Raw genomic sequence first — 11,042 nt, 5'->3', positions numbered from 1 at the left:
GACTGTGGAGGTTCAAGATACAATAATCTCATTGAAAAAACCACATATAATGGATTGTCTCTCGCAGATATCATGTCACTAACTGTTGATGAGGCATTGGAAGAGCTATTTGAATTCAAAAAGGTTACAGGCAAATTACAAAAACTGTCTGATTTGGGATTAGGCTATCTGACTTTGGGAGAGGCCACACCAAGTTTATCTGGTGGGGAGGCACAAAGGTTAAAGCTGGCCTCTGAAATCGGAAAATCCCAGAAAAATTCGGTGTTCATTTTTGATGAACCAACAATAGGTCTTCATCCTTTGGATGTTAAAGTATTAATTGATGTCTTTGATAATTTGATAGATAGGGGAGCAACCGTTATTGTAATTGAGCATGATTTGGATTTAATAGCCAATGCAGACTATATAATTGATATTGGAATTGATGGAAACTACGAAGGTGGCGAAATATTGGCTGAAGGTAGTTTGGATGATATTCTCAAGTCTAAAAATAGTTTAACCGCTAAATTTTTACTTCAAAAAGAATTCCAATAGCTATAATGTTTGTTAATGCTTTTGAGCAATAACAACTAAAATATAGTCATTTTCCTTAACATGGCTTTCAACACTTTCAAACCCGGCGTTAAGCAAATATTTCTCTAATTCTGGGGCAGTATAAACGCTCATTCCTTCTACGGTAGCTAACCATTTTTCATCATCAGGGTGATTTCCATCAGTTCCCTGTGCTATCAGGAACTGTCCATGAGGTTTGATAATCCGAAATACCTCTTTGAATGTCTCAGTGATGTTTGGCCAGAAATATATGGTTTCAAATGCACTCACTAAATCATAACTTTCATTTTTAATTGGCATATCACTGACGTCTGCTTGAATGACATTGCAACGTCCATTTTCGACAGCTTCTGAATTTCTTTTGATGCTTTCAGAGACTGAAACTTCAGAATAATCCAAACCATCCACATTTCCGGAGGTTAATTTAAGGAATTTTTCAATATTGACTCCTCCTCCGCAGCCGATATCAATTATTTTGGCATTGTCATTAATATTTATACATTCAAATGCGAATTTGGAGATTTCTTTGTGGTTTTCATTCATGTTTTCAATTGTTTGTTTGCCTTCCTCTCCATGAGGTTTCATGCATTGGTCTATTTTTTCAGCTACCATATTATCAAAACTTTTAATAATTTTTTTAATCTAATTATTAATTGGTGATTTAATGGATAATAAAATTATTGCAATTATTGTTGCAGTTATAGCTATTGCCGCTATCGGAGGATATTTCTTCATGGGTGGTGGAAGTAATACTGTAACAATCGGATATTTGCCTTCAGACCATGATGCTGCATTGTTTGTAGCTGATGCGCAAGGTAAATTCGCTGAAAATGGAATTAATACTAAACTGGTTCAATTTAATAATGGTGGAGACCTGATGACTGCTATGGCCAGCGGTGATGTTGATGTTGGTTATGTTGGTATTACTCCGGTATTGTCATCTATTGAAAAGGGCGTTCCTGTTAAAGTTATTTCTGCCGCTCAAACAGAGGGCAGTGGTATTGTTGTTGCTGAAAACTCAGACATTAATTCAGTTTCAGATTTAGCGGGTAAAAAAATAGCCACTCCTGGTGATGCTTCAATTCAACATATGTTGCTTAAGTATTATTTAAAGGAAAACGGAATGTCAATTGATGATTTAAAGGTTTCAGCCATGAAGGTTCCTTCAATGAATGATGCTTTAAAAACAAATAAAATTGACGGTATGATTACTTTTGAACCTTATGTAACTATTGCTGAAGAAAATGGTGCAAGGGAATTGGTAGATTCATCTGAAATATTGCCTAATCATCCATGTTGTGTTGTAGTAGCTTCAGATAACTTTATTAAAAATCATGAAAATGAAACTAAAACCATTTTAAAAATTCATGAAAATGCAACATCCTACATTAACAATAACACTGATGATGCAGCAAAATTATTGCCTGAAGACATTGTTAAAGATGTTGAAATAGAAAAGAAAGCTCTTAAAGGTTTCCCATTAATATCTGGTTTAAATGATACCTATAAAAAAGATGTTATGGACTTTATGAAGTTGGAAGTTGATTTAGGTGTTTTAAAGAAACCTATTTCTGAAGATAAAATTTTCTGGGAAAGTAATTGAATTTAACTTTCCGTTTTTTCTTTTTTTTAATATTTGTTTTTGAAAATATTTATATATTATAAAAAATATAACAATTGTTATCATAATATATTTTGTTATGATAATGAACGATAGGAGGGCAGAATATGTGTGAAATTTTTTGTTTTAATTCAAATACGCCAAAACAAGTAAATGAATGTCTACAATGTTTTTATAATCACTCGGAAGAACATCCACATGGATGGGGATTAGCTAATATGCAATCAAATGAATTTGTTATAGATAAGGAACCTGTAAAAGCAACATGTAGTCAACATTTGAAACATATACTGTCCCATCCTGTTGTTGGTAAAAATGTATTCGCTCACATCAGATTAGCTACTGTGGGTGAAATTATATCTCCCAATTGCCACCCTTTTACCGAAGCTGATGATAACAACCGATCATGGATGTTGATTCATAATGGCACCATTTTTGATTGTCCAAAGCTCGATGAATACAAAGATAAGGAAAATGGTGACACTGATTCTGAGCGAATACTACTATATATAATTGATAAAATTAACGATTTTGAAAAGTCAAAAGGGGCTCCATCAACAATAAAAGAGAGATTCAACATTTTACTTGAAATTGTTGAAGATTTATCAAAGAACAACAAGCTTAACCTGATGATTTACGACGGGGACCTGACTTATATTCACTCTAACATGAGGGATTCACTTTACTATCTGAAAAATGAAGACGGTTTTTTAGTTGCTTCAACTCCTTTAACTGATGATGAAAACTGGAAACCTGTAGAATTAAATAAATTATTTGGGCTGATTGATGGAAACATCATTTTTGAAAGTGAAGAACATAAAAATGAATTCATATTAACACAAGAACATGAAAAAGCTATTGAAGAGTTCTTAAATTCAATAAATCGGGATGATACTTAATGATTGATGAGAAAATGATAAGAGACAAATTGTATGAGGAATTTATAAAGCCGACGAATCAGAAAAAGAATTTCATCGGTGTTGAAATTGAAATTCCAATCATCAATCTAGATAAAAAGGCCGTTGATTTTGATGTTGTTCATAAAATAACAGATAAATTTCAAAAGCAGTATCCTGATTTTCAGGATAATGGGATAGATTATGACGGCAATGTATTCGCCATAAAAAATCCTAAAACTGACGATATTGTTTGTTACGATTGCTCCTATAACAATATTGAATTTGCAATGGGTCGTGAAAAGGATTTGTTCAGCATTAATGACAGATTTAGTGAGTATTATTCTTTTGTAAAAGAATCATTTGAAGAGTATAATCATACTCTGACTGGAATGGGGATAAATCCATATAGAAAATACAATGAATATGATCCTATCCCTTCAGAAAGATATCTTATGCTTTATCATCATTTAAAATCTTATAATAATTATGAAGATGTTCCGATGCATTTTCATGAATTTCCGGAATACGGAATGTTTTCCTCAGCTTCACAAGTGCAGCTGGATGTTTATAGGGATGATTTGGTAAAAACAATAAATGTCTTTTCAAAAATAGAACCCATTAAGGCATTGTTATTTTCAAATTCCGTATTGATAGATGAGAATAAACATGTAACCTGCTTTAGAGATGCATTGTGGGAATATTCAACACATGGTGTCAATCCTCACAATATTGGAATGTATGATGTTGATTTTAAGGATTTAAATGATTTACAATCTTATCTGGAATCTTTAAACATTTACTGTGTAATGCGTGATGGAGCTTACATAAACTTCCAATCAATGAATGTCCTTGATTATTTCAGCAAAGATTATGTCTGCGGTGAAATATATTCCAATGGAGAATATAGAAAAATGGAAGTGAAGCCGTTAATCAATGATATTAAATATTTAAGGCCATTCAAATTTATAAATTTAACATTTAGAGGCACAGTTGAGTTTAGAAGTGTGTGCACACAGCCGATTAAGGATTCAATGTCTGTTGCAGCATTCCACCTGGGCCTAAAGGATAAGCTGGATGAGCTGGATGAACTGATTTCCAATGATGAGGTGATTTATCATAAGGGGTACACTGCCAGTGAGCTTAGAAAACTTCTGATTCAAGATGAACTTCCTGCATTTGTTGATAGGGACGGTTTGTGTAAATTGTCAAAGGATATTGTTGATTTAGCATCACTTGGCCTTGAAGAAAGAGGTATTGGTGAAGAAATATTTTTAAAACCGTTATACGGGCGCATTAGGAATCATGTTAATCCTGGAAAAAATATAATAACATTGTTAAATAATAATACTAACATAGAAGATGTAATCGAAGAATATGGTAAATTAGGCAATATTTAATTGGGGGATGGAAATGAATTTATTAAATTTATCTAAATTATCTTCAGATGAAATCTTGGCAGGTTCATTTGGAATTGAATGGGAATCTTTAAGAGCAAAAGGTGATGGTGAGCTATCGCTAACTCCACATCCCGAAATATTTGGAGATAAACTTACAAATCCGTTAATTACAACTGATTTTTCTGAAAGTCAAATAGAAATAATAACTCCCACTTTTAACACTATTGAAAAGGCTTTTGATACATTTTCACTATTGTCTGATTTGGTAAATTCTTCACTTCCGGAAGATGAATATCTTTGGTTTCAGTCAATTCCATGTATCTTACCATATTGGGATCAGATTCCAATAGCACAATACTCCGATGAAGGTGTCGAATCGCAGAAATACCGTGAGGATTTGGCTAAAAAATATGGTGTTAAAAAACAGATGATTTCTGGAGTTCATTTTAACTTTTCATTTACAGATGAATTCTTGGAAAAACTGCGGAAAATTGAAAAATCTGATTTGAGCTTTAAGGAGTTTAAAAACAATGTTTATTTGAAAATAGCTAGAAATTATCTGAGATACTGCTGGTTAATAATCTATTTGACCGGCTGTTCAATAGGGTCTCATAAAACATTTTCTAATGATTGCATTCATTTAATGGATACTAAAGATGACTATGGCAGCTATTATTCAACCAGAGGTCCTTCATTTAGAAATGCATCTTGCGGATATAAAAATTTAAAGGAATTATATCCTTCTTATAATTCTGTTGATGAATTTGTTAGGGATATTAATGGTTTTATTGAAAATGGGGATTTGTCTGAAGCTAAAGAGCTATATACTCAAATTAGACTCAAACCTAAAAACCCAAAGGACTTATTAAACTCCCTACAAAACGATGGAATTGCATATATTGAAATAAGGACTTTGGATATTAATCCGTTTTATAAGTGTGGCCTTGTAAGGCATGACATGAAATTTTTGCATTTGTTTTTAATTTACATGTTTATTAAGGATGAGTCTGATTATCCTGATTGGCAACAGGAAGCAAAAATAAATGAGGAAAATACTGCCGAATGCGCGTATGTAGAATCGATGAGGTTATTGAGGGACGGTAAGGAAGTAACTCTTAAAAGTTGGGCTGCTGAAATTATAAATGAAATGTATGGAATGTGTGAAGTATTGGGCTTTGATGAGTTTCATACATTAAGTTTAATGCTCAACCGTATTTCAAATCCTGATTTGACATATGGTCAAAGACTTTTAAAATTAATTGAAGAGAATGGTTACATTAACACTCACATTATCTTATCTAAGAATAATAAGCAAACAAGCATTGATTATTTGAAAACTATTGATATTGAAGAATGCGATGAGCTTAAAAAGTATGTTGACATTGCCCTTGCGGGCAATTGATTATATTTTTTAATAAATTATATAACTATTGTTATGGTGATTTTATGGAATTTCTAAGACAAACTGATGTAATTCAATGGGTTGATGGAGAATACAAAACAATCAAAGAGAACAGCGTAGATGATGAATATACATATTTGTTTATTGATTATTTGCCTCCCCGTAAATTTTCAACTTATCCTGTTGATTTGGAGGATTTTGCTGTCGGTTACTGTCTTGGAGAGGGATTAATCAAGGATTACTCTGATATCAAATCAATAACATTGGATGGAACAAATGTATTGGTTTCCACAAATTTGAATCATGATCCTGAAGAGGATTTGGAACAGGAAGGCATTGTTCAGGAGAGAAAAGGAAACTGCGAACATGCATGTGTTTGCAGACTTTTAGAATATCAGGGTGTAAACTCAGATAATGCAGGTGGAATAAGATCTGAATTAAAATCTATTGAGCCAAACACTTCTGATTTAAAGATTGATGCAACTCAAATAATCAAAGACATCCAACACCTGACCGATGAGGCTAAAATCTGGCAAAAAACTGCAGGAGTCCATGTTGCTCAATTAAAGTATGAGGATAACATTATCATTCGTGAAGATGTAAGCCGCCATGTTGCCGTTGATAAGGTGATTGGAGCTGCAGCAAAAGAAGGTTATGATTTCAGCAGATGTTACATTTCATATAGTGGAAGAATGCCAGCAGACATGCTGATTAAAGTGATAAGGGTTGGAATTCCGATAATCATTTCAAACGCAGCACCTGCATCCTCAGGTATCGATGTGGCACGTATGGGCAACATTACTATGATAGGTTTTGTAAGAGATAACCGATTCACTATTTTTACAGCGCCTGAACGTGTATGTTTGGAAAAATAAGTAAAAAATAATAAAAAATAGATGTTTTCACATCTGTTTAAATTTCATCTAGACTAAATGATGCTAAGTCAAGCAAATCAAATGTCAGTATTTTTGGAGCTACGGTAACTTTTCCGACTCCAGTTATTATCTTGTAAGCTTCAAAAGCTTCAAGACATCCGATTAAATTAGGTGTAGGTCCGATAACTGGTGGAACTCCGGATGTTACGTTTTTCAAAGCTTCAATTGTTTCATCATTCAATTCTTTTCCGATTGAAGGTAAGTTAAACATTTCTTCATAGGTTTTTTCGCTGTTTGGTAAAAATACAGTAATTTGTCCCATTGTTCCATGAATTGCGCCGTGAATATATGCAATTCCTTTTTCTTTTGCTTTTCTGGAAACAATGACTCTAGTAAGGACGTTGTCAAGTGCATCAATTACAATATCGGAGTCTCCAATGACTTTGTCGATATTAGTCTGGTCTACATGTTCATTGAATGTTGTAACTTTAACATAAGGATTAATTAATCTGACTTTTTCAGCTGCAACAGCACTTTTATCAAGACCTAAATCTGCTAGGGATGCTAAAGTCTGTCTATTTAGGTTGGATAAATCAAATGCATCTTTATCAACTAAAACCAGCTCTCCAATACCCATTCTTGCAAGCATTTCAATGGTTTCTCCACCAATTCCGCCGCAGCCTATGACTGTGATTTTGGCATCTTTAAATCTTTGTTGTTCACTTCTTGTTACAATGCTCATTTGACGGGAAGCTATTTCCCAGTATCCGTCGCCTATGTATCTTGTTGGCATATTTTTCACCTAAATATTTCTCCTTAGTTTTGGTAATGTTTCCATAAATTTGTCCAGTGCAAGTTCATAACTTTCTAAATCATGACCTTTTATTAATCCACTTTCAAAAATGGTAATTTTATCTAATTCTATTTTTTCTTCATCATCAGAAATTATATTTTCTGTTTGTTTTTTTGTATCTTCAAGGTTTATTGTGTATGGGAGTTGATATATAAATGAACCGTCATTATAGTCAATACTGATGCTTTCATCATCATCAATTTGCGATAAATTTAGTGCAACTTTTTTAAATCCTTGCCTTTTTAATGCATCATTGATTTGATTATATTTGTCCTCGGATAAAATTTCATTTACATTATCAACTTCAACTACACCAATTTCTCCAAAATCTCTAACTTTGACTATTTCACAGTTGGTGTTTGCTGAGATATAATCTTCACACGCACTGATTCTTTCAATTTTTTCATGTGTGGTTTGAGTATTTGTAGGAATCCTTGTAGCAAGGCAGGTAGTTGATCTTGAATAGGGAATGTTATTCTTATTTAAATACTCATGAATTTCCTTTGAAGTTAATTTAGCTTCAATTAATGGTGTTTTAAAATTATTTTTATAGGTTATGAGTATCCCTGGCCTGTCATTGACTAAATCGCTAATGTTGTTTCCATCACAGATATAATCAAAGCCTTTTTCAAGTGCCAATTGTTTTATTTGGGTATACATTAAGTTTCTACAAGTATAACATCTGCTGGCCATATTGGATAAGAACTCTTCATCACTGTAAAAATTGATATCAATAATCTCATGGGATATTCCAAAGGACTGTGTCATGTTTTTTGCATGTTCAATAAAACCTTTTGGAAACAAATGATTATCAATTGTAACTGCTAGTGTATCCGATGCAACTTTCGAAGATAAATAAGCCATCAATGTTGAATCTGCACCTCCAGAAAAACCGATAGCTACTTTTTTATCTTTTAAAATGTTTTTTACAATATCAATTTTATCTTCAATAATCATCATATCCCATTAAACGGTTATTATTCTTTTAAATGAGTTTAATGAATTATTAAACTCATTATATATTTATGTTTTCTATAATATTTTTGTTTTGGAGATTAAAAAACAATGGTTTATAAAACCTGATTATGGAAAAAGCAAATCCCTTCGAAAATATAACTATATAACAATAGTTATTTTTTTCCATAAATACTGATAGTTCAATATATTATATAAATGTTTTTATATTTTTTTAGCTTAAAATCTGATTATGCTTAAATTTGAAATGTAAATTTTAAACAGTAGTTAATTTCTTTAAAAATTTTTTAAATTTTCTTATGGAAAGATTTATATAATTATAAAATAATATAACAATTGTTAATTTTTTTGGTGGTGTTAAATATCTATGATGTAATTGTTGTTGGAACCGGTGCTGGAGGTTCAACAGTAGCAAAAGATCTGGCTTTAAATGGAAGACGGGTTCTAATTTTAGAGAAGGGCTGCAGTCAAAAACAGGGCAGTTATGTAAATCATATGAAAACTAAAAAGATTTACCTAAAAAATAATCTAACTGAAGAAGATAAAAAAAGCTATGAATTTTTAACGTTGCCTTTGGAATTGACTAACATCGAAGAAATTGGAGGAACAACAACCTCATCAATAGGCAATGCATGCTTTTCATGTAGCGGTTGTTATTCAAATTCAATAATGCAGCAGTTTGAAGATAAGAATTTAAATATCTTTGAAGAGCTTCTCGAAGCGAGCGGTGAGCTGAATGTAAGATATTTCCCCAAAAAGTTATGGGGATACTCAACACAGCTAATTGCACAAGCCGGTCAGGAATTAGGGTACATTGTCGAACCAATGCCGAAATTCATTAATTTTGAAAAATGCAGATTGTGCGGAAAATGTGTCAACGGCTGTGTTTTTGATGCAAAATGGGATGGCACTTATTTCATTGAGGAAGCTTTGGAATATGGGGCCACTTTAATTGAAGGTATGAATGTTTTTGAAGTTTTGCATGAAAACAATCAGGTTGTCGGTGTTGTGGCATTGAATTCAAATAATGAAAAGCAAATTTTTAGGGCTAAAAAAGTTATTATCAGTGCCGGTGCACTCAATACTCCAATTATATTAAAAAATTCAGGAATCCCAAATGTGGGAAATCAGATATTTTTTGATATATTCACAACCATAGGAGGATATCTGGAAAATGCAAATTTGAAAAATGAATTGATGATGGGTGTAAAAGCGGAATTTGGCCCATATTTTTTATCACCTCATTATTCAATGCAATTGCTGCCGTTGATGAATAAGAAAGGTATTGAAGCCAGTGATAAGGATGTCATTGGTCTGATGCTTAAATTTGCAGATACCTGCATTGGAACTATTGATAATGAGGGAAATATTGAAAAAACGCTAACCAAAGTTGATGTTGACTTGATTAAGGAAGGATATAAAAAAGCTATTGATATTCTATTGAAATTGGGAGTTCCTTCAGAGTCTATTGTTGCAACTTCCCTTAAAGGGGCTCATCCTGGTGGAACTGCCGCTGTTGGCGAAGTTGTTGACAATAATTTTGAAAGCAAAATAGAGGGTTTATTCGTTTGCGATGCAAGTGTAATTCCTGAGGCTCCGGGAAGGCCTCCAATACTGACAATAGTTGCAATAGCTAAAAAGGTAGCAAAAATCGTTAACCAAAAAATTTAAAGTGATATTATGAGTTATAATTTAAAATTTAAGGATATTGATGAAATTAGAGAATTAGAAAATGAAGATTTTACAATAAATGATTTGTTGAAGGAGTTAGGATTATCTGCTCAAACAATAGTTGCAAAGCAAAACGGGGATTTGACTGTTGAAGAAAGTGTAATAAACGATGGTGATGAAATAAAATTGGTTCAGATTATATATGGAGGATAATTTAATCAATAACCATATCATTTTCACTGATTAAAATTTTGGGGTGATTCCTTGTCTGAGGAAACTTATGAAAAGAAGGTCTATAAGCTACTTATAACTAAGGGAAACGATCCTGATGACCAGTATGGGTTCTATAAGGAGAGAATTGACAGCCAAATTGATTTTTCATATATAGAATATAATACAGAAGATGATGATTTAACTGATGATTTGTTTAATGAAATTGATGTAATCGTATTGCTGTTTGGACTATATCACAATAATCCGGAATTGTTCGATGAATTGATTGACAAATCTAAGGAATTTAATGTCCCTATACTTCTGATTCGTTTTTTCGGTATGGAATATATCTTAAAAGAACTTGAAGAAAAAGCCGATGTGGTAGTCGGATGGAATCCTCATTGCATTGTAGATGCGATTGAAACTCTTGTAGATGGCGAAAACTGGGTAAAGCCATGTGATGTTGTGGAGGAAGATTAGTTTTTCTCATTTATAGTGATGATTGAAATATTTTTAGATAACTTTAAATATGTTTATTAGAATAGCTTATAACAGGGATTCAAAATATAACAATTGTTAATTAT

General features: G+C 32.5%; 11 protein-coding genes and 1 pseudogene. 9 read left to right on the top strand and 3 right to left on the bottom strand.

The genetic code is table 11. The annotated features are described in order from the left end of the window. A pseudogene (locus ACJMLH_RS06335) lies at nt 1-534 on the top strand (excinuclease ABC subunit UvrA); the annotation flags it as partial. Between the two features lie 12 nt (nt 535-546). On the opposite strand, the gene ACJMLH_RS06330 reads toward ACJMLH_RS06335, so the two are convergent. Continuing rightward, nucleotides 547-1,164 carry a class I SAM-dependent methyltransferase gene (locus ACJMLH_RS06330; RefSeq protein WP_405275840.1) on the bottom strand — a complete coding sequence of 206 codons (618 nt, stop codon included), beginning with the start codon at nt 1,162-1,164 and terminating at the stop codon, nt 547-549. Between the two features lie 52 nt (nt 1,165-1,216). Between ACJMLH_RS06330 and ACJMLH_RS06325 the strand changes: the two genes are divergently transcribed. The 5 genes from ACJMLH_RS06325 (at nt 1,217) to fdhD (ending at nt 6,746) form a co-directional block, all read left to right on the top strand. Continuing rightward, nucleotides 1,217-2,155: an ABC transporter substrate-binding protein gene (locus ACJMLH_RS06325; protein WP_405275838.1), complete on the top strand. Its 939-nt coding sequence runs from the start codon at nt 1,217-1,219 to the stop codon at nt 2,153-2,155. 125 nt (nt 2,156-2,280) lie between these two features. Continuing rightward, nucleotides 2,281-3,072 carry a class II glutamine amidotransferase gene (locus tag ACJMLH_RS06320; RefSeq protein ID WP_405275836.1) on the top strand — a complete coding sequence of 264 codons (792 nt, stop codon included), beginning with the start codon at nt 2,281-2,283 and terminating at the stop codon, nt 3,070-3,072. Further along, on the top strand, nt 3,072-4,469 hold the full coding sequence (locus ACJMLH_RS06315) for a hypothetical protein (protein ID WP_405275834.1): 1,398 nt from the start codon (nt 3,072-3,074) through the stop codon (nt 4,467-4,469). Before ACJMLH_RS06320 ends, ACJMLH_RS06315 begins: the two co-directional genes overlap by 1 nt. A 13-nt stretch (nt 4,470-4,482) precedes the next feature. Next, complete coding sequence (locus ACJMLH_RS06310; RefSeq protein ID WP_405275832.1) at nt 4,483-5,871, top strand: glutamate--cysteine ligase; 1,389 nt, start codon at nt 4,483-4,485, stop codon at nt 5,869-5,871. Between the two features lie 44 nt (nt 5,872-5,915). Then, nucleotides 5,916-6,746: a formate dehydrogenase accessory sulfurtransferase FdhD gene (fdhD, locus tag ACJMLH_RS06305; protein ID WP_405275830.1), complete on the top strand. Its 831-nt coding sequence runs from the start codon at nt 5,916-5,918 to the stop codon at nt 6,744-6,746. Nucleotides 6,747-6,783: 37 nt separating this feature from the next. Here the strand turns inward: fdhD and ACJMLH_RS06300 are convergent, their stop codons facing one another. Then, nucleotides 6,784-7,539: a HesA/MoeB/ThiF family protein gene (locus ACJMLH_RS06300; protein ID WP_405275828.1), complete on the bottom strand. Its 756-nt coding sequence runs from the start codon at nt 7,537-7,539 to the stop codon at nt 6,784-6,786. Between the two features lie 9 nt (nt 7,540-7,548). Further along, entirely contained in the window at nt 7,549-8,556 is a 1,008-nt protein-coding gene (gene larE / locus ACJMLH_RS06295) for an ATP-dependent sacrificial sulfur transferase LarE (protein WP_405275826.1), read from the bottom strand. A gap of 369 nt (nt 8,557-8,925) precedes the next feature. On the opposite strand from larE, the gene ACJMLH_RS06290 reads away from it, so the two are divergent. Genes ACJMLH_RS06290 through ACJMLH_RS06280 form a run of 3 tightly spaced genes read left to right on the top strand, consistent with a single transcriptional unit; the run spans nt 8,926 to nt 10,938 of the window. Further along, nucleotides 8,926-10,245 (top strand): GMC family oxidoreductase N-terminal domain-containing protein, encoded by a 1,320-nt coding sequence (locus tag ACJMLH_RS06290; RefSeq protein WP_405275842.1) that lies wholly within the window; start codon nt 8,926-8,928, stop codon nt 10,243-10,245. A gap of 9 nt (nt 10,246-10,254) precedes the next feature. Further along, nucleotides 10,255-10,458 carry a MoaD/ThiS family protein gene (locus ACJMLH_RS06285; protein ID WP_405275824.1) on the top strand — a complete coding sequence of 68 codons (204 nt, stop codon included), beginning with the start codon at nt 10,255-10,257 and terminating at the stop codon, nt 10,456-10,458. 51 nt (nt 10,459-10,509) lie between these two features. Next, complete coding sequence (locus tag ACJMLH_RS06280) at nt 10,510-10,938, top strand: nuclease (protein WP_405275822.1); 429 nt, start codon at nt 10,510-10,512, stop codon at nt 10,936-10,938. Nucleotides 10,939-11,042: the final 104 nt, after the last annotated feature.

It is taken from the genome of Methanobrevibacter sp. (assembly GCF_045116495.1).
GTDB lineage: Archaea > Methanobacteriota > Methanobacteria > Methanobacteriales > Methanobacteriaceae > Methanocatella.
The sequence above is the reverse complement of the archived record's forward strand: the minus strand, read 5'-3'. Positions and strand labels throughout refer to the sequence as shown.

Bases quoted from the DNA above. Each gene is read 5' to 3' on its own strand.
- fdhD (WP_405275830.1), top strand. From the start codon at position 5,916: ATGGAATTTCTAAGACAAACTGATGTAATTCAATGGGTTGATGGAGAA.
- ACJMLH_RS06315 (WP_405275834.1), top strand. From the start codon at position 3,072: ATGATTGATGAGAAAATGATAAGAGACAAATTGTATGAGGAATTTATA.
- ACJMLH_RS06285 (WP_405275824.1), top strand. From the start codon at position 10,255: ATGAGTTATAATTTAAAATTTAAGGATATTGATGAAATTAGAGAATTA.
- larE (WP_405275826.1), bottom strand. From the start codon at position 8,556: ATGATTATTGAAGATAAAATTGATATTGTAAAAAACATTTTAAAAGAT.
- ACJMLH_RS06300 (WP_405275828.1), bottom strand. From the start codon at position 7,539: ATGCCAACAAGATACATAGGCGACGGATACTGGGAAATAGCTTCCCGT.
- ACJMLH_RS06325 (WP_405275838.1), top strand. From the start codon at position 1,217: ATGGATAATAAAATTATTGCAATTATTGTTGCAGTTATAGCTATTGCC.
- ACJMLH_RS06330 (WP_405275840.1), bottom strand. From the start codon at position 1,164: ATGGTAGCTGAAAAAATAGACCAATGCATGAAACCTCATGGAGAGGAA.
- ACJMLH_RS06310 (WP_405275832.1), top strand. From the start codon at position 4,483: ATGAATTTATTAAATTTATCTAAATTATCTTCAGATGAAATCTTGGCA.
- ACJMLH_RS06320 (WP_405275836.1), top strand. From the start codon at position 2,281: ATGTGTGAAATTTTTTGTTTTAATTCAAATACGCCAAAACAAGTAAAT.